The sequence below is a fragment of the Pseudomonas sp. E1BtOHC1 genome (assembly GCF_058744285.1).
Map to the genome: position 1 here is coordinate 3,055,798 of NZ_CP196023.1, position 18,012 is coordinate 3,073,809.

Below are 18,012 nucleotides of genomic sequence, written 5' to 3' on the forward strand. Positions count from 1 at the left end.
TCCCTTAGGAGCCGGCTTGCCGGCGAAGCTGTGTATCAGGCGCCGCCAGCCGCTTGCGCGGTACGCAGTTCGTGGCGGTTGCCACGGAACAGTACCAGGGTAGCGATTAGCCCCAGCACCGCCGCGCCACTGAGCCAGATGCCCGGTGCTGCCTGGTTACCCAGTACATGGATCAGGTAGGTGCAGGCCGCTGGAGTAAAGCCGCCGAAGGTCGCAGTGGCCAGGCTGTAGGCCAGGGAGAAGCCGGTGGTGCGCACTTCCACTGGCATGATTTCAGTCAGCGCCACCACCATCGCGCCGTTATACGAGCCATAAAGGAAGGACAGCCACAGCTCGACGATCAGCAGGTGACTGAAGCTGGGGTTGGCTACCAGCCAGGACAGCGCTGGGTAAGCGGTGAAGATGGCCAGGATGGTCGCGCCCAGTAGCAGTGGCTTGCGGCCGATCTTGTCCGACAGCGAGCCCATGACCGGCAGCCAGAAGAAGTTCGACAGGCCGATGCACACGGTCACCAGCAGGGCGTCGAAGTCCGACAGGTGCAGCTCGGCCTTGCCGAAGGTCGGGGTGTAGGCGGTGATCAGGTAGAAGGACACGGTGGTCATTACCACCAGGGCCATGCCGGCGATGACGATGCCGAAGTTCTGGCCGATGGAGCGGATGATTTCCTGCAAGGTAGGGCGATGTTTGCGGGCCTGGAACTCGGGTGTTTCCTCGAGAGAGCGGCGGATCATGAAGATCGCTGGAACAATCATGCAGCCCACCAGGAACGGCACGCGCCAGCCCCATTCACCCATTTGTTCGGGGCTCAGCCAGTGGTTCAGACCCACCCCCAGCAAGCCGGCAAACACCACGGCCGCCTGTTGGCTTGCCGATTGCCAGCTGACGAAGAAGCCCTTGCGGCCCGGCGTCGAGATCTCGGCCAGGTACACCGACACGCCGCCCAACTCCACGCCCGCGGAGAAGCCCTGCAGCAAGCGACCCAGTAGCACCAGCAGCGGGGCGGCGACGCCGAGGGTGGCGTAGCCCGGCACACAGGCAATCAGCACGGTGCCCGCGGCCATTAGTGCCAGGGTGATGATCAGGCCCTGGCGGCGGCCGTGACGGTCGATGTAGGCACCGAGGAAGATCGCCCCCAGGGGGCGCATCAGGAAGCCGGCGCCAAAAGTGGCCAGAGACAGCATCAGTGAGGCGAAGGCGCTGTCGGCAGGAAAGAAGGTCTTGGCGATTGCCGTGGCGTAGAAGCCATAGACCATGAAGTCGAACATCTCGAGAAAGTTGCCGCTGACAACGCGAAAGATCGCCTTGCCTTTGCCCGTGGTCGTGGACATTTTTTCACTCACTTTGGCTGTCTTGTTAGCAATCCCTGGTCGTTATGCGTCCCTTACTGCAAAGTCGGGGCTCGAGGCTGCACGCTGAACAGTTTTGTAACCATATGTGTATGAGGGCCTTCAGGCAACAAAAACTCTTGGATGGGTTTGATGGCTCTAGGTCAAGGCTTATGCAGTAAACGAGGGGTGAGGGGAGGCGCGCGAGCAGGTTCCGTCTGTCGCATAATGGCGTCTTGTGTGGCGAATCGACCCTCCGGGGCGGTTGATCAGGAGGGATAGCCTTGTTGGGTAAGTGTCGGTATCTAGGGGGCGCATTGTGGGGGGCGGCAGTGCTTTTGCAGGGATGCGGTGGCGATCGCCTGGAAAGCATCTCTGGTTCGACCATGGGTAGCACCTACTCCGTACAGTACGTGCGTCATTCCAATGGCCCGGCAGTGTCTTTGGTCAAGCGCGAAATCGACGGGATCCTCGCTGAGGTCGACCGGCAGATGTCCACCTATCGCAGTGACTCGGATATCGAGCGTTTCAATGAGCTGCCGGCCAACAGCTGCCAGTCGATGCCAGAGCCGGTGCTGCAATTGGTGCGTGTCGGCGAACAGTTGTCTCGTGACAGTGACGGGGCCTTCGACCTGACAGTGGAGCCCTTGCTGAATCTCTGGGGCTTTGGCCCCCAGGGGCGTGAGGAAAAGGTCCCCAGTGCCCCGGCGTTGGCGCAGGTACAGCAGCGGGTTGGGCATGGAAACTTGCGTATCGAGGGTGCGCAGCTGTGCAAGGACGCGGCCGTGGAGGTGGATTTCAACAGCATTGCCGCTGGTTACGCTGTGGATCGAATGGCTGCCCGGCTCACGGAATTGGGCGTCGACAACTTTCTGGTTGAGGCCACCGGCGAGCTCAAGGCGGTGGGCCACAAGGTGGACGGCTCGCCCTGGCGCATCGCCCTGGAGGAGCCGAGGGACGACCAGCAGGTGGCCCAGCGGGTGATCGCCCTGGACGGTTATGGCGTATCCACGTCCGGCGACTACCGTAATTATTTCGAGCAGGACGGTCAGCGTTTTTCCCATACGTTCGATGCCCGGGTCGGCAAGCCCATCACTCACAAGCTGGCCTCAGTGACAGTGATTCATCCTTCGGCACTCATGGCCGATGGCCTGTCGACGCTGTTACTGATTCTTGGGCCCGAAGCGGGCTGGGACTACGCGGAAAAACACCGCATTGGCGCATTTTTTGTGATGCGTGCCGATAAAGGTTTCGTCACACGCAGCAACCCGGCCTTCGATGCGTTTCTGGGCGGGCAAAAACAATAACTCTGCGCACGCTTGTGGGTCCTGTAGTGCAGGCAAAAGTAGCCTACGACGCGACCAAGGGTTAATGTGCGCGGCGTTGACGCTTCTATAGACTGTGCCCGGGTTCGTAACCGAGCCAAATTGATCCTTCATGTCGCTGGCCGCGGCATGATTTAGCCGGAGATGCCAGAAGGGCATCTCGGCCTGTTCTGAGGAGTACGCATGGCTGTCTACAACTACGACGTAGTGGTGCTGGGCTCAGGCCCCGCTGGAGAAGGTGCGGCAATGAACGCCGCGAAAGCAGGACGCAAAGTGGCGATGGTCGATAGCCGTCGCCAGGTCGGCGGTAACTGCACCCACTTGGGTACCATTCCGTCCAAGGCCCTGCGTCACTCGGTCCGGCAGATCATGCAGTTCAACACCAACCCGATGTTCCGGGCTATTGGCGAGCCGCGCTGGTTCTCTTTCCCGGACGTGCTCAAGAGCGCCGAGAAGGTCATCTCCAAACAAGTGGCTTCGCGCACCGGTTACTACGCCCGCAACCGGGTCGATGTGTTCTTCGGTACTGGCAGCTTTGCCGACGAGCAGACCGTGGAAGTGGTCTGTGCCAATGGCGTGGTGGAAAAGCTGGTAGCCAAGCACATCATCATCGCCACCGGCTCGCGCCCGTATCGCCCGGCGGACATCGATTTCAGCCACCCGCGTATCTACGATAGCGACACCATCCTCAGCCTCGGCCACACCCCGCGCAAACTTATCGTTTATGGCGCCGGGGTCATCGGCTGCGAATACGCCTCGATCTTCAGTGGTCTTGGCGTGCTGGTTGAGCTGGTGGACAACCGTGGCCAGTTGCTGAGTTTCCTGGACTCGGAGATTTCCCAGGCCCTGAGCTACCACTTCAGCAACAACAACATCACCGTGCGCCACAACGAGGAATACGACCGCGTTGAGGGTGTCGACAACGGAGTGATCCTGCATCTGAAGTCGGGCAAGAAGATCAAGGCCGATGCCTTGCTCTGGTGCAACGGCCGTACCGGCAACACCGACAAGCTGGGCATGGAGAACATCGGCGTCAAGGTCAACAGCCGCGGCCAGATCGAAGTTGACGAGAACTATCGCACCTGCGTGCCAAACATCTATGGCGCCGGTGACGTGATCGGCTGGCCGAGCCTGGCCAGTGCCGCCCATGACCAGGGTCGCTCCGCTGCCGGCAGCATTGTCGACAACGGTAGCTGGCGCTTCGTCAACGACGTACCGACCGGGATCTACACCATTCCCGAGATCAGCTCCATCGGCAAGAACGAGCAGGAGCTGACCCAAGCCAAGGTGCCATACGAAGTTGGGAAGGCGTTCTTCAAGGGCATGGCCCGTGCGCAGATCGCCGGCGAGCCGCAAGGCATGCTGAAGATCCTGTTCCACCGCGAAACCCTGGAAGTCCTTGGCGTGCACTGCTTCGGCTACCAGGCTTCGGAGATCGTGCATATCGGTCAGGCGATCATGAGCCAGCCGGGCGAGCTCAATACCCTGAAGTACTTCGTCAACACCACCTTCAACTACCCGACCATGGCCGAAGCCTATCGGGTAGCGGCGTACGACGGCCTCAACCGGCTTTTTTGAGCGGCTCCGGCCGGTGGCCTGAGCCGGCCGGGGAGACCGATTTCAGTAATTCTCGAGAGTGGCGCTGGCCAAACCGGGAAAGTCTGTAATCAGGCTATCTACGCCGAAGTCGGCGAGCCTGCGCATCAGCGCAGGCTCGTTGACTGTCCACACCGACACATGCAAGCCCTGACGCTGCGCTCGTTGCAGCCGCTCCGGGGTGCACAGGGTCCAGTTCAGCGCAAGAATCTCGCAGCCATAGCTCTGGGCGACCTTCAATGGGTCGAGCCAGGCGTATTCGGCTACCAGCCCGCGAGACAGGTCCGGGGTCAGCTCGACTGCGGCTTTCAGCACTTCCCGAGAACTTGAGGTCACCGTGACCTTGTCCAGCAGGCCGAAGCGTTGGGCCATTTCCCGAATTGCCAGCACGGTGGTGGCGGCGCGGGTGCGCGAGGCGCTCTTGACCTCCAGCTGCCAGTGTTCGAAATCGCATTTTTCGAACAGTTCTTCCAAGCGCGGAATGGGACAGGGGTTGACCCAGCCCGGGCCGCCTTTGCGCGCATCGTAGGTCACCAGTTCGGCGGCGGAATGCTCTACCACCTTGCCGCGCCGGTCGGTGGTGCGCTTGAGGGTCGGGTCGTGAATCACCATCAGCTCGCCGTCCATGGACAGGTGCAGGTCGAGCTCGCAACGGCGCACGCCGTGCTTGAGACATTCCTGAAAGCTGGTCAGGGTGTTTTCCGGTGCTTCGCCTTTAGCGCCGCGATGGCCATAGATCAGGGTCACAATTGCTCCTTCACGGATGTTGTTCCTTAAGAGGGGTCAGGCTTGCGGCTCAACCAGCGGCGGGATCACTCTGTTCCCGGGCCAGGCGGCGTTGCTGGGCCTGTTTTTGCAGGATATAGCGCGCCAGTAGCTGGCGCTGGGCATCGGTCAATGCTTCGAATTCGGTGCCGATCTCGAAGGTGCCGAAGCTGTGTGGCTCGCAATGGGTGACCCGAGCTCGCAGCAGCAGGCCCAGGGCTTGCGGCATCAAGAGCAGTTTCACTGCCAGTTGGCTGCCGCTGGGATAACTAAGATGGTGGTTGAACTCGATGCCGCCTTCGGAAAGGGTGACCCGCTGCGGCTCCCCGAACTTGCCGAACACCGTCTGCGCCACCACTTGGCTGAGCAGGTCGATGCGCTTGTTCATGGCCTTGAGGTAGCTGGCCAGGGTGCGATCGCGCTCGCTGACCTGGCGCAGCAGGTGCTGGGATTCGAATTCACTCAGGTGCAGTTCGCTGAGCAAATTGAACAGCGGAGACTCATCCTGCAACACTTCCTTGCTCGCCGCGTCGTGGGCGGACAAGGGGCTAATTTCCAGTGCGATCGTGTCCTCGATACGGTAGTATTCGCGGCGATCTTCTTCATCTAATGTCGACATGGCGAACCCATGGTAGAGGCAGTGGTCTGAGTGTAAAGCTGCTTACCAGGCCCCGCCACAAGGACGTCTTCTTTTCCTCTGCACAAGCCCCGACATGTTCAGACCTCTGTTTGCTTTTATCGGCACGCGTTACACCCGTGCAAAGCGTCGCAATCATTTTGTGTCATTCATTTCCCTGACCTCGATGATCGGACTCGCCCTCGGCGTGATCGTGATGATCGTGGTGCTGTCGGTGATGAACGGCTTCGATCATGAGATGCGCACCCGCGTGCTGGGCATGGTTCCCCACGCCACCATCGAATCCGGTGAACCCATCAGCGACTGGCAAAGCCTGGCCGACAAGGTCAAGCAGAACCCGAAAGTGCTGGCGGTGGCACCCTTCACCCAGATGCAGGGCCTGCTGACCAACAATGGCCAGGTGCAGAAGGTGCTGCTCAACGCCATAGATCCTGGCAAAGAGCGGCAGGTGTCGATCATCGACCACTTCATGCAGCAGGGGCAGTTGGATGCTCTGGCTCCTGGCAGTTTCGGTATCGTCATCGGCGACAAGGCGGCCGCCAAGCTGGGTGTTGGCCTGGGAGACAAGCTGACCTTCGTTGCCCCGGAGGTCACGGTAACCCCCGCCGGCATGTTCCCGCGGATGAAGCGTTTTACCGTGGTGGGCATCTTTCACGTTGGCGCTGGCGAGATCGACGGCTACCTGGGCTTGACCAACCTTGAAGACCTGGGGCGCCTGCATCGCTGGAAGCCGGATCAGGTCCAGGGCCTGCGGTTGAAGTTCGACGACCTGTTCCAGGCTCCACGCACTGCTTGGGAAATCGCCCAGCAACTGGGTGAGAATCATTTCTACGCCCGTGACTGGACCCGTACCCACGGCAACCTGTACCAGGCCATCCGCATGGAAAAAGCCATGATCGGCCTGCTGTTGCTGCTGATCGTCGCGGTGGCTGCGTTCAACATTATCTCGACCCTGGTGATGGTGGTGAACGACAAGAAGGGCGACATCGCCATTCTGCGCACCCTGGGCGCCACGCCGGGCACCATCATGGCGATCTTCATGGTCCAGGGCACGGTGATCGGTGTGGTCGGTACCCTGATCGGCGCTGTGCTGGGGATGCTTGCCGCGTTGAATGTCAGCGCCGCGATCTCCGCCCTCGAAGGCCTGATCGGACACAAATTCCTGAACGCCGACGTGTACTTCATCGACTACCTGCCGTCGCAACTGATGGCCGAGGACGTGTTGATGGTCTGCGGTGCGGCGCTGGTCCTGAGTTTCCTCGCCACCCTGTATCCAGCCTGGCGTGCAGCGCGCACCCAGCCTGCGGAGGCGCTACGTTATGAGTGAGTTGGGCATGAGTGAAAAAGCAATCCTGAGCTGCCGTGACCTGGGCAAGTCCTACGAGGAAGGCCCGGAGTCTGTGGTGGTCCTTTCCGGCCTGCAACTGGAGCTGCATCCGGGGGAGCGAGTGGCCATCGTGGGTACGTCCGGTTCTGGCAAAAGTACCTTGCTCAACCTGCTGGGCGGTCTGGATACACCGACCAAAGGCAGTGTCTGGCTGGCCGGCGAGGAGCTTTCGGCACTGGGTGAAAAGGCCCGGGGTCAATTGCGCAATCGTGCCCTGGGTTTTGTTTATCAGTTCCACCACTTGTTGCCAGAGTTCACCGCTCTGGAAAACGTCTGCATGCCGCTGCTGATTGGCCGCACGCCGATCCCTGAAGCCCGTCAGCGTGCAACCGCTCTGCTGGAGCGAGTCGGCCTGGGTCATCGCCTGGAGCACAAGCCGGCCGAGCTGTCCGGCGGTGAACGTCAGCGAGTAGCCATCGCTCGGGCCCTGGTGAACCAGCCGGGGTTGGTGATGCTCGACGAACCCACCGGTAACCTCGACTCCCATACTGCCCAGGGCATTCAGGACCTGATGCTGGAGCTCAGCACTTCGATGCGTACCGCCTTCCTGGTGGTGACGCACGACATGAACCTGGCCCGGCAGATGGATCGCGTACTGCACCTGCAAGAAGGTCACCTGGTCGCCATCTGATGCGGCCGCACGCGGTGTCGGCGGCTTGTCCGTCGACACCGGGTCATTAATTTTTCCAGGGTGCCTTGCCCATGTTCAGACCCTTATCGATCTTTATCGGCACGCGCTACACCCGCGCCAAGCGGCGCAATCGTTTTGTCTCGTTCATTTCCATGACCTCGATGATCGGCCTCGCCCTGGGCGTGCTGGCGATGATCGTGGTGCTGTCGGTGATGAACGGCTTCCAGCGGGAAATGAGCTCGCGCATCCTCGGTATGGTGCCTCACGCCACCATCGTGGGGGTCAAGCCCATCGATGACTGGCAGCCAGTGGCCGCTGCGGCGCTGAAGAATCCGGAAGTCACTGCGGCGGTGCCCTTTACCGAGATGGAGGGCATGCTCTCCTACAAGGGGGCGATGCAACCGATCCAGATCAGCGGTATCGATCCGGCCCAGGAGGGCAAGGTGTCCATCGTTGCCCAGCATATTGTCCAGGGCAGCCTGCAAGACCTGAAACCCGGCGAATTCGGCGTGGTGATCGGCGAGATCACGGCCCGGCGTTTCCGCTTGAATGTCGGCGACAAGCTGACCCTGATCGTGCCTGAAGTGAGCACGGCGCCAGGGGGCATCACCCCGCGTATGCAGCGCCTGAACGTGGTGGGGGTGTTCAAGGTGGGCGCCGAACTGGATGGCTCCATGGGCCTGATCCATATGGCCGATGCGGCGCAGATGCAGCACTGGCAGCCCAATCAGGTGCAGAGCGTGCGCCTGGCGGTCAAGGATCTGTATGCCGCACCACAGGTAGCGGTGGATATCGCCAAGGGCTTGGGTGCGGACTTCCGGGCCGATGACTGGACCCACACCCAAGGCAGCCTGTTCAGCGCGATGAAGATGGAAAAGACCATGATCGGTCTGTTGCTGCTGATGATTGTCGCAGTGGCAGCGTTCAACATCATTGCCACCCTGATCATGGTGGTGAACGACAAGGGCGCGGACATCGCGATCCTGCGCACTATTGGCGCCACGCCGCGGCAAGTGATGGCGATTTTCATGGTTCAGGGCACGGTAATCGGGATTGTCGGTACCTTGATTGGTGGCGTGCTGGGGGTCATTGCGGCGTTGAACGTGAGCGAGCTGGTGGGCTGGCTGGAGCGGATCAGCGGCCAGCAGATTTTCAGTTCCGACGTGTACTTCGTCAGCAATCTGCCTTCCGAACTGCAGGGTGGGGATGTGGCGCTGATCTGCGGTGCCGGCTTCGTTCTGAGTTTCCTGGCGACTGTGTATCCGGCCTGGCGCGCGTCCAAAGTCGAGCCGGCTCACGCTTTGCGGTATTCCTGAGATCCGCTTTCGCCGGCAAGCCGGCTCCTGCCTGATTGGTGTAGGAGCCGGCTCTTAACGCTTGCTCGGCAACTCGATCACAAAGCGGGTCCAGCCCGCCTCTGATTCGCAACGGATCTGCCCGCCATGGGCACGAATGATCGATTGCGTGATCGCCAGCCCCAATCCCGCATGTTCACTGCTGCCCTCGCGCCGCGCCGGGTCTGCCCGGTAAAAGCGGTCGAACAAGCGCGGCAGTACCTCCCTGGCAATACCCTCTCCACTGTTTTCGATGCTCAGGCTCAAGTTCTGTGGGCTGTCGCTGATCCGTACCTGGACCGATCCTCCAGGGGGAGTGAAGCGCAGGGCATTGTCCAGCAGGTTGGACAGCGCTCGGCGCAGCATGCTGCGATCGCCGACAAAGCCGGCATGGCCTTCACGACTCAGGCTGACGTTCGTGTCTTCCGCCAGAGGCCCATAGAACTCCAATAGCATGTCGGTTTCCTCGGCCAACTCCAGTGCTTCGCGTTTCGGGGCCAGCAGCCCGTGGTCGGCCTTGGCCAGGTACAGCATGTCGTTGACCAGTTGTGCCATCCACTGCAGTTCCTCGAGGTTGCTGTGCAAGGCTTCGCGGTAGTCTTCGATCGGTCTCGGACGGGTCAGGGTGACTTGGGTATGGGTCAGCAGGTTCGATAGGGGCGTGCGTAATTCGTGGGCAATATCGGCGGAAAAGGCCGAAAGGCGTTGGAAGGATTCCTCAAGGCGGCTGAGCATGGCGTTGAAGCTGCTGGCCAGGTCGGCCAGTTCGGCGGGCATCTGTGCCTGGGGCAGGCGCTGGGTCAGGGAGCTGGCGGATACTCCTGCGGCCACTGCGCTCATGCGGCGCAAGGGGCGCAGACCGCTGCGGGCGGACCAGGCGCCAAGCAGGGCAGTGGCCAGGGCCGAGAGGCCTACGGTGAGCCAGATCAGATGCTGCATGCGCTGCAGAAAGTGCTGGTGGTGGGTGATATCCAGCAGCAGGGCCAGCCGTGGCGAGTCGGCTTGATCTGGCTTGAGCGGCGCGGTGTAGATCCGGTAGGCGGCGCTGCTCAGATTCAGGCTGTGCAGGCCGGTGTCGCTGGGCAAGGAGGCGGGCAGGGCAGGAGCACTGTCGAACCAGAGCTGGCCGTCGCTGCCGATGATCCGCAGGGCCAGGTCCGGTTGATGGCTTAGCTCATCCTGCAGCCTTGCCTGATGCCGGGCAAAATCCCTGGCCTCGGTCACATCCCGCAAGACGCTGCGCAGGGCGATCAGCTTGCCGTCCAGCAGTTGCTGGTCCAGCTCGATGAAGTGGGCTTCGCTGGCGCGACTGAACAGCACCCCTGCCAACAACGAGACCACGGCAGTGCAGGCGGCGAACAGCAGCGCCAGGCGTGCGCTGAGTGACAGGCGGCGCATCAGGCCGGATGCTCTTCGAGCACATAACCCATGCCGCGTACGGTATGGATCAACTTGTTCGGGTAATCGTCATCGATTTTCAGGCGCAGGCGGCGGATCGCCACTTCGATGACGTTGGTGTCGCTGTCAAAGTTCATGTCCCAGACCTGGGAGGCGATCAGCGATTTGGGCAGGACTTCTCCCTGGCGTCGCAGGAGCATTTCCAGCAGGGCGAACTCCTTGGCGGTCAGATCGATGCGCTGGCCGCTGCGTTCTACGCGGCGGCGGATCAGGTCCAGGCGCAGGTCAGCCAGTTGCAGAGTGGTTTCCTGGGCAATCACACTGCCCCGGCGCAGCAGGCTGCGAACCCGGGCCAGCAGTTCGGAGAAGGCGAAGGGCTTGACCAGATAGTCGTCGGCTCCCAGCTCCAGGCCGTGGACTCGGTCCTCCACGGCGTCCCTGGCGGTGAGAAACAGCACTGGCATGTCCAGGCCGGCGCTGCGTACGGCCTGGAGGATCTGCCAGCCGTCGCGCCCCGGAAGCATCACGTCGAGAATCAACAGCGCGTAGTCACCGGTCAGCGCCAGGTGCTGGCCGGTATTGCCATCTGCCGCCAGCTCGGCATTGAAGCCGGCCTCGCTCAGGCCTTGGCGCAGGTACTGGCCGGTTTTCGGCTGGTCTTCGACGATCAACAGTTTCATGGTGGCACTCGTGGCTTGTGGAGCCCGGGCTTTATACCTTGCCGGGGCCCCTGGGCAGATCAAACTGACAAAGTTGTAATCTAGCCGTCAGCTGGCTGGCAGCGCTGGGCCGTTAGAGTTTGCCACATGCTCAATCCTGATCTTGTTGGAGCCTGATGATGAATCTGCAAAACCTGTTGTTGCGAAGCCGCTCGGCCGTGGGAGGCTGTCTGATGCTGTTGAGCGTTCCGCTATGGGCATCACCGGCAGCCTCTTATGACTTCGGTCAGCCGGCCGCAGCCGCCAAGGCCACTCGGGTTGTCGAGGTGGTGATGGGCGATATGTCGTTCAGTCCCAAGGCCCTGGAGATCAAGGCCGGCGAGACCGTACGTTTTGTGTTGATCAACAAGGGGCAGCTGCTCCATGAGTTCAACTTGGGCAATGCGGCGATGCATGCCGAGCACCAGCAGGAGATGCTCAAGATGCAGCAAAGCGGGATGCTTACGCCTACGGCAATGAAAACCATGGATCACGCAGCCATGGGGCACGGCTCCATGGCGGGCATGGATCACGGCATGCAGCATGATGATCCCAACAGTGTGCTGGTGGAGCCGGGCAAGCAGGCCGAGCTGACCTGGACCTTCAGCAAAAGCGGCAGCCTGGAGTTCGCCTGCAATATTCCCGGGCACTACCAGGCGGGCATGGTCGGCAAGCTGACGGTCAGTCCGTAAGCGCTCGGGGCTCAAAGGTGGAAGCAAAGGCTGGTAGAATCCGCTGATTCTTCAGTCAGGTTTCCGCCATGCATCCCGCAGCCGAACATTCGCCGCTGGGCAAGTCCAGTGAATACGTTTCCACTTACACGCCATCCCTGCTGTTCCCGATTCCTCGGGCGGCGAAATGGGCCGAGCTGGGCTTGAGTGCCGATACCCTGCCGTATAAGGGAGTGGATTTCTGGAACTGCTTCGAATTGTCCTGGCTGCTGCCTTCGGGCAAGCCGGTGGTGGCCATTGGCGAATTCAGCATTCCTGCTGATTCGCCGAATATCATCGAGTCCAAGTCTTTCAAGCTGTACCTCAATTCGCTGAACCAGACTCCATTCGCTGATCGAGCGACGCTTGAGGCGATTTTGCGTCAGGATCTCTCAGCCGCGGCAGGCAAGCCTGTGGGGGTGCGTATTCGCAGCCTTGGGGAGGTCGAGGCGCAAGGTGTAGTGGCACTGCCAGGCATCTGCATCGACGAGCTGGATATCAGCGTCGACAGCTATGAGCATCCGCGACCGGAACTGTTGCGTTGCGATGACTCGCAAGTGGTGGAGGAGAGCGTGCACAGCCACTTGCTCAAATCCAATTGCCCTGTGACCAGCCAGCCGGACTGGGGCAGTGTCGTGGTGGAGTACCGTGGTGCGGCGCTGGATCACGCCAGCCTGCTGGCCTATCTGGTGAGTTTCCGTCAGCACTCGGACTTCCATGAGCAATGCGTGGAGCGGATCTTCCTTGATCTGCAGCGGTTGCTCAAACCCGAGAAACTCACCGTCTACGCTCGCTATGTGCGTCGTGGCGGGCTGGATATCAATCCGTACCGCAGTACCGAAACGGCGGAGTTCGCCAATCAGCGATTGGTTCGCCAGTAAGCAGAAGCCCCGCAGATGATGCGGGGCTTTGTTTTTATGGGGTGGTGTTGTCGGGCGCCATCAGATACCGATGTTGCCCAGGGTCTGGACGATATTGCGCAGGGTTCCGGCGATGGCCGGATGTTCCAGTTCGAAGCGTTCCACTGCCAGGTTGACGCCGTCGGCGAGGCTGGCGTCGTGGGTGCTGGTCTCCAGCTTGAGTTGCAGCTCGATCTGCTGCATCAGTTCCTGCAGATTGGCGCGCTCGGCTTCCGAAAGCGGTGGGTTCTGCTCCAATTGCTCGCGCAGGGTATCGAGTTGTTCTTGCAGTTCGCGGGCAGGCATGGCGTTCTCCCTTTATTGATAGGCACAGGGATGGACCGCGCGGTTGAGGCAAAGGTCCATGCCCACGGCTTAGAGTAATCCACTCCCAGGCACTGTGCATGATCCTGATCAACAGGCTTATGTCAGGGTTTTTCGCCTTTGAGCCGGCGCAGTTCGATGTCCGCCAGGCAGGTGTTCAAGTCCCCCAGGTGGTCGATAACCGAGTGCACCCCCAGACCGAAAAGTTGCATGGTGGCCTTGCCGCGCTTGAGTTCGCGCTCTTGCTCGCTCAGCGCTTGCCATTCGCTGGGCGTCAGGCCGCACAGGGAGCCGCAGGAAGCCAGGCCAATGGTCCAGAGACCGGCGTTGAGCCCCGACTGCAGAAGTTGTGGTTCGCCGCTGACCAGTACGCAGCCATCGAGGTGGGACACCTTGAGGGTCATCAGTGCCTGCCAGCAGGCGTCGGGAGCGGGCCAGGGAGCGGGGACGGCGGGAGTGGGTTTGATCCAGTCGGGCAGGGCGGCTGCCAGGTGGCTGCTGCTGGCGCAGGGTAGTTGCTCGAGCCAGGCACAGGGAATGCCCAGTTGTTGCAGATCACGCAAGGTATCCAGCGCACCGGGAGTGGTGCGGGCCTGTTCCGGGCCAGGGCGCGTGGTGGTTTGCAGGCGCGAGCGCGCACCGAAATCCACCAGGCAGCCACTGAGGCCGAAGAGCACGGCGGTCAAAGGCGCTGCAGTCTGGGCTAAGGCATCGGCGTGGGGCATATCAACGTCCTTGAAATTCCTTTCGAGGCTAGCCGGGGAAGATGACATGCAGGTGACAGTGAGGTGAATGCGAACAGGATTGACTGACTGATGCGTGAAGGCTGCTTGCAGTGATGCTGCCTAAACAGGCCTATCCGTTTTATACTCCTGAGCCTAACCTCAGGGCATAGCCCCACGAGAGAACAATCCAAGGAGTTTCCTGCTATGCGCTGGAGCCGTTATCTAGTTCCGCTATGTATGAGTGCCGGTGTGACGCTGGCTCCCCTGGTCGCCCACGCGGCCGAAGAGGACCCATGGGAAAGCATCAACCGTCCCATCTTCACGTTCAACGACACCCTCGACACTTATGCCCTGAAGCCATTGGCTCAAGGCTATCAGGCTGTAACGCCGCAGTTTCTGGAAGACGGCATCCACAACATGTTCCGCAACCTCGGTGACGTCGGCAACCTGGCCAACGACGTCCTCCAGGCCAAGCCCCGTGCCGCCGGTGTGGATACTGCGCGCCTGCTGATGAACACCACTTTGGGTCTGGCGGGCTTCTTTGACGTCGGTACCAAGATGGGGCTGCAGCGCAACGACGAAGACTTCGGACAGACCCTCGGCTACTGGGGCGTGGGGAGCGGTCCCTACGTGATGTTGCCGTTGCTGGGCCCTAGTACCCTGCGTGATGCGCCGGCCAAGTATGTGGACAGCTACACCTTGCCTTATCGCTACATGAACGACATTCCCGCGCGCAACATCACCATGGGCGTGAACGTGGTTGATACTCGTGCCAGCCTGCTGGCTGCGGACAAGCTGATCCGCGGTGATCGCTATACCTTCATTCGCAATGCCTATCTGCAGAACCGCGAATTCAAGGTCAAGGATGGTCAGGTCGAAGACGACTTCTGATCAGGCGATTGTCCTGCAGAAACTGAAAAGGCGGCCTTCAGGCCGCCTTTTTCATGGGGGAGACGTTTACTTCATCTTAAGGATTGTAAGCCCAAGTTTCTGGCTTCCACCCTCCTGTGAGTTGACCCAGACCACTTCCGTCTCCGCTTCCAGGCCTCTGAGGGCTGCGTGCTCCGAGTCGATACGCACACTCAGTTGGTCGCCGACCTGGAATGAGCGGGGTGCCTGGACCTGCATACCGCTGCTGGAAAGATCAATGCAGACCGCTTCTATCACCTGTCCCTGGTGGATCAGCGTGACCTCGGCATCCACCCGCATACGGATGTAATCGCGCTTTTCACTGTAGTCACGCTGGTTTTGATTCATGGGTTCCATCCTGCGATTGAGTTGCGGTTTTAGCGGTTTTTATAACTCCCGGTGATTTGCGGTGTAAAGACGTCAGGCGACCATCGGCATGAGCTTGAAACGCCCCGCGGATGGGAGTACCGTCTGCGCCTTAGAAGGGCACCTCTGATAAGCGGGCGTGCAGGGCTGAAGGTCCTGGCTCCACTTCCAGAGTGGCTAGAAAGCGAATCCAGTAGCGTGCGCCTGCCTCCCGGGCCGAGCCACCTACGCCAACCTAATTCTGGCGCCGTTTGCCCACATGCAAAAAACCAGTGCCACGCTGCTGATAATCGATGACGACGAAGTAGTACGCGCGAGTCTCGCGGCCTATTTGGAAGACAGTGGCTTCAGCGTACTGCAGGCTGCTAACGGCCAGCAGGGTCTTCAGGTATTCCAGCGCGACAACCCCGATCTGGTGATCTGCGATCTGCGCATGCCGCAGATGGGCGGTCTCGAACTTATCCGTCAAGTGACCGAGTTGTCGCCGCAAACCCCGGTGATAGTAGTTTCGGGCGCGGGCGTGATGAACGACGCGGTTGAAGCGCTGCGCCTGGGTGCGGCGGACTACCTGATCAAGCCTCTGGAAGACTTGGCCGTGCTCGAGCACTCGGTGCGTCGAGCCCTGGATCGTGCGCGCCTGCTTCTGGAAAACCAGCGTTATCGAGAAAAGCTCGAAGCCGCCAACCGCGAACTCGAGGCCAGCCTCAATCTGCTTCAGGAAGATCAGAACGCCGGTCGCCAGGTGCAGATGAACATGCTGCCCACCAGTCCCTGGTCGATCGATGAGTTTAATTTCGCGCACCAGATCATCCCTTCGCTCTACCTGTCGGGGGATTTCGTCGACTACTTCCGTGTCGACGAGCGTCGGGTAGCCTTCTACCTGGCTGACGTTTCCGGCCATGGTGCGTCATCAGCCTTCGTCACCGTGCTGTTGAAGTTCATGACCACGCGCCTGCTGTTCGAATCCAAGCGCAACGGTACCTTGCCGGAATTCAAGCCTTCGGAAGTACTGGGCCATATCAACCGTGGCCTGATCAGTTGTAAGCTGGGCAAACACGTCACGATGGTCGGTGGAGTCATCGACGAGGAGACTGGTTTGTTGACCTATAGCATTGGTGGGCACTTGCCGTTGCCGGTGTTGTATACCCCAGACAGTGTGCGTTATCTGGAAGGGCGTGGTTTGCCGGTGGGCCTGTTCAACGAGGCTACCTATGAGGACCACATTCTGGAACTGCCCCCGGTGTTCAGCCTGACGCTGATGTCCGACGGCATTCTGGACCTTTTGCCCGAACCTACACTCAAAGAAAAAGAAGCGGCCTTGCCTGAACGGGTGAGAGCGGCGGGCGGCAGCCTGGATGGCCTGCGGCAAGTTTTTGGATTGGCCACGCTAGGGGAGATGCCGGATGATATCGCCCTGTTAGTGTTGAGCAGGAACCTTTAATGAGTACCGGTAGAATCCAGTTCGCCGAGCAGGACGGCACCTTCGTTCTGAAGTTCATCGGTGAAGTGCGCCTGACCCTGTGTTCGGCGTTGGATGCAACTATTGAGCGGATTTTCACTGCGCTGAACTTCTCGGCGATCGTGATCGACCTGACTGAAACCCGCAGCATCGACAGCACCACTCTGGGCCTGCTGGCCAAGTTGTCGATTCTGTCGCGGCAGAAGGTAGGTCTATTGCCCACCGTCGTCACCACCCACGAAGACATTACCCGGCTGTTGCAGTCCATGGGTTTCGATCAGGTGTTCAACATCGTCGATCGTCCGATTCCTTGCCCGGAATGCCTGGCTGACTTGCCTTCCCAGGACCAGTCGGAAGAAGTAGTGCGGATCAAGGTCCTGGAGGCTCACAAGATCCTGATGGGCCTCAACGACTCCAACCGCGAAGCCTTCCACGATCTGGTGAACGCCCTGGAGCGTCACTGATTCGCTGAAACGCACGACATAAAAAAGGGCGAACCCGTGAGGGTTCGCCCTTTTTGCGTTACCACTGAGCAATCAGAGCTTGGCAGCCAGCAGGGCTTCGAGCTTTTCCTGGTCACGGGCAAACTGGCGAATGCCTTCGGCCAGTTTCTCGGTGGCCATGGCGTCTTCATTGGAGGCCCAGCGGAACTGGGATTCGTTCAGGCTCTGACGGGCTTCGCCGGGCTTGCCCGGGCTCAGCTTGCGCTCTAGCTTGCCAGTGTCGGCTGCGAGCTTCTCGATCAGGTCCGGACTGATGGTCAGGCGGTCACAGCCGGCCAGTTGCTCGATCTGGTTCAGGTTGCGGAAGCTGGCACCCATGACCACGGTCTTGTAGTCGTTGGCCTTGTAGTAGTTGTAGATGCGGGTTACCGACTGTACGCCTGGATCATCGGCGCCGGTGTAGTCGCTGCCGTTGGCTTTCTTGTACCAATCGTAGATCCGACCCACGAATGGCGAGATCAGGAAAACTCCGGCTTCGGCGCAGGCCACGGCCTGGGCGAAGGAAAACAGCAGGGTCAGGTTGGTCTGGATGCCTTCGCGCTCCAGCTTCTCGGCGGCACGGATGCCTTCCCAGGTGGAAGCGATCTTGATCAGCACTCGATCGCGCCCTACGCCAGCTTTTTCATAGAGTTCGACCAAGCGATGGGCACGCTTGAGCATCGCGTCGGTGTCGAACGACAGCCGAGCGTCCACTTCGGTGGAAATGCGACCGGGAATGACCTTGAGAATCTCCTGGCCGACAGCTACGCCAAAGCGATCGCTGGCCAGGCCAACATCGCCCTTGCAGTCACTGACACAAGCGTTCAACAGGTCGGCATAGCCAGGAATGGCCGCGGCCTTGAGCAGTAGCGAAGGGTTGGTGGTGGCATCCACCGGCTTGACCCGGGCGATGGCGTCGAAGTCGCCGGTATCGGCTACCACGGTAGTGATTTTCTTCAGTTGTTCCAGCTTGGAAGTCATGAGCGTGCTCTGTCCTATGGGTCTGATGACATTACCCGAGCGCTGTCAGGCGCTCAAGGGC

At 60.4% G+C, this 18,012-nt stretch carries 19 protein-coding genes; 10 read left to right on the forward strand and 9 right to left on the reverse strand.

What is annotated here, in order from left to right:
- Positions 1-35: 35 nt before the first annotated feature.
- Positions 36-1,328, reverse strand: a complete 1,293-nt coding sequence (locus tag ACSSVC_RS14115; protein WP_346631777.1) for an MFS transporter — start codon at positions 1,326-1,328, stop codon at positions 36-38.
- Between the two features lie 383 nt (positions 1,329-1,711).
- Between ACSSVC_RS14115 and ACSSVC_RS14120 the strand changes: the two genes are divergently transcribed.
- Positions 1,712-2,632: an FAD:protein FMN transferase gene (locus ACSSVC_RS14120; RefSeq protein ID WP_346631776.1), complete on the forward strand. Its 921-nt coding sequence runs from the start codon at positions 1,712-1,714 to the stop codon at positions 2,630-2,632.
- A 201-nt stretch (positions 2,633-2,833) separates the two neighbouring features.
- Positions 2,834-4,228: a Si-specific NAD(P)(+) transhydrogenase gene (sthA, locus tag ACSSVC_RS14125; RefSeq protein ID WP_011060278.1), complete on the forward strand. Its 1,395-nt coding sequence runs from the start codon at positions 2,834-2,836 to the stop codon at positions 4,226-4,228.
- A gap of 42 nt (positions 4,229-4,270) precedes the next feature.
- On the opposite strand, the gene ACSSVC_RS14130 is transcribed toward sthA, so the two are convergent.
- Together ACSSVC_RS14130 and ACSSVC_RS14135 are read right to left on the reverse strand one after the other, a co-directional pair.
- Entirely contained in the window at positions 4,271-4,993 is a 723-nt protein-coding gene (locus ACSSVC_RS14130; protein ID WP_346631775.1) for a glycerophosphodiester phosphodiesterase, read from the reverse strand.
- 49 nt (positions 4,994-5,042) lie between these two features.
- A complete protein-coding gene (locus ACSSVC_RS14135; protein WP_346631774.1) occupies positions 5,043-5,630 on the reverse strand; it encodes a PilZ domain-containing protein in 588 nt (195 codons plus the stop codon).
- A gap of 94 nt (positions 5,631-5,724) precedes the next feature.
- Between ACSSVC_RS14135 and ACSSVC_RS14140 the strand changes: the two genes are divergently transcribed.
- The 3 genes from ACSSVC_RS14140 (at position 5,725) to ACSSVC_RS14150 (ending at position 8,982) form a co-directional block, all read left to right on the forward strand.
- Complete coding sequence (locus tag ACSSVC_RS14140) at positions 5,725-6,975, forward strand: lipoprotein-releasing ABC transporter permease subunit (RefSeq protein ID WP_102863763.1); 1,251 nt, start codon at positions 5,725-5,727, stop codon at positions 6,973-6,975.
- Positions 6,976-6,982: 7 nt separating this feature from the next.
- Positions 6,983-7,666, forward strand: a complete 684-nt coding sequence (gene lolD, locus ACSSVC_RS14145) for a lipoprotein-releasing ABC transporter ATP-binding protein LolD (RefSeq protein WP_346631773.1) — start codon at positions 6,983-6,985, stop codon at positions 7,664-7,666.
- A gap of 71 nt (positions 7,667-7,737) precedes the next feature.
- Entirely contained in the window at positions 7,738-8,982 is a 1,245-nt protein-coding gene (locus tag ACSSVC_RS14150; protein WP_404938891.1) for a lipoprotein-releasing ABC transporter permease subunit, read from the forward strand.
- Between the two features lie 54 nt (positions 8,983-9,036).
- On the opposite strand, the gene ACSSVC_RS14155 is transcribed toward ACSSVC_RS14150, so the two are convergent.
- The gene (locus tag ACSSVC_RS14155) at positions 9,037-10,398 is read right to left on the reverse strand and encodes a heavy metal sensor histidine kinase (RefSeq protein WP_446440201.1); all 1,362 of its coding nucleotides are present in this window, start codon (positions 10,396-10,398) and stop codon (positions 9,037-9,039) included.
- Positions 10,398-11,078, reverse strand: a complete 681-nt coding sequence (locus tag ACSSVC_RS14160) for a heavy metal response regulator transcription factor (protein ID WP_346631770.1) — start codon at positions 11,076-11,078, stop codon at positions 10,398-10,400. Before ACSSVC_RS14160 ends, ACSSVC_RS14155 begins: the two co-directional genes overlap by 1 nt.
- 158 nt (positions 11,079-11,236) lie before the next feature.
- Between ACSSVC_RS14160 and copI the strand changes: the two genes are divergently transcribed.
- Together copI and queF are read left to right on the forward strand one after the other, a co-directional pair.
- Positions 11,237-11,788, forward strand: coding sequence for a copper-resistant cuproprotein CopI (gene copI, locus ACSSVC_RS14165; protein WP_446440203.1), 552 nt, complete (start codon positions 11,237-11,239; stop codon positions 11,786-11,788).
- Positions 11,789-11,856: 68 nt separating this feature from the next.
- Positions 11,857-12,687, forward strand: coding sequence for an NADPH-dependent 7-cyano-7-deazaguanine reductase QueF (queF, locus tag ACSSVC_RS14170; RefSeq protein WP_492612425.1), 831 nt, complete (start codon positions 11,857-11,859; stop codon positions 12,685-12,687).
- 60 nt (positions 12,688-12,747) lie between these two features.
- Here queF and ACSSVC_RS14175 read toward each other — a convergent pair whose 3' ends face one another.
- Together ACSSVC_RS14175 and pcrP are read right to left on the reverse strand one after the other, a co-directional pair.
- Positions 12,748-13,011: a DUF4404 family protein gene (locus tag ACSSVC_RS14175; protein WP_102863756.1), complete on the reverse strand. Its 264-nt coding sequence runs from the start codon at positions 13,009-13,011 to the stop codon at positions 12,748-12,750.
- A 122-nt stretch (positions 13,012-13,133) separates the two neighbouring features.
- Positions 13,134-13,754 (reverse strand): HAD superfamily inactivated hydrolase PcrP, encoded by a 621-nt coding sequence (pcrP, locus tag ACSSVC_RS14180; RefSeq protein WP_446440204.1) that lies wholly within the window; start codon positions 13,752-13,754, stop codon positions 13,134-13,136.
- Between the two features lie 204 nt (positions 13,755-13,958).
- Here pcrP and ACSSVC_RS14185 point away from each other — a divergent pair, with 204 nt between their 5' ends.
- Positions 13,959-14,645 (forward strand): MlaA family lipoprotein, encoded by a 687-nt coding sequence (locus ACSSVC_RS14185; protein WP_492612426.1) that lies wholly within the window; start codon positions 13,959-13,961, stop codon positions 14,643-14,645.
- 66 nt (positions 14,646-14,711) lie between these two features.
- Here the strand turns inward: ACSSVC_RS14185 and ACSSVC_RS14190 are convergent, their stop codons facing one another.
- Positions 14,712-15,011 (reverse strand): PilZ domain-containing protein, encoded by a 300-nt coding sequence (locus ACSSVC_RS14190; protein WP_346631765.1) that lies wholly within the window; start codon positions 15,009-15,011, stop codon positions 14,712-14,714.
- A 277-nt stretch (positions 15,012-15,288) separates the two neighbouring features.
- Here ACSSVC_RS14190 and rssB point away from each other — a divergent pair, with 277 nt between their 5' ends.
- Both rssB and rssC read left to right on the forward strand, forming a co-directional pair.
- On the forward strand, positions 15,289-16,470 hold the full coding sequence (gene rssB / locus ACSSVC_RS14195; protein ID WP_102864100.1) for a two-component system response regulator RssB: 1,182 nt from the start codon (positions 15,289-15,291) through the stop codon (positions 16,468-16,470).
- Positions 16,470-16,952 carry an anti-sigma factor antagonist RssC gene (rssC, locus tag ACSSVC_RS14200; RefSeq protein ID WP_102863752.1) on the forward strand — a complete coding sequence of 161 codons (483 nt, stop codon included), beginning with the start codon at positions 16,470-16,472 and terminating at the stop codon, positions 16,950-16,952. Before rssB ends, rssC begins: the two co-directional genes overlap by 1 nt.
- A gap of 72 nt (positions 16,953-17,024) precedes the next feature.
- Here the strand turns inward: rssC and tal are convergent, their stop codons facing one another.
- Positions 17,025-17,951: a transaldolase gene (gene tal, locus ACSSVC_RS14205; RefSeq protein ID WP_317072265.1), complete on the reverse strand. Its 927-nt coding sequence runs from the start codon at positions 17,949-17,951 to the stop codon at positions 17,025-17,027.
- Between the last annotated feature and the right edge of the window lie 61 nt (positions 17,952-18,012).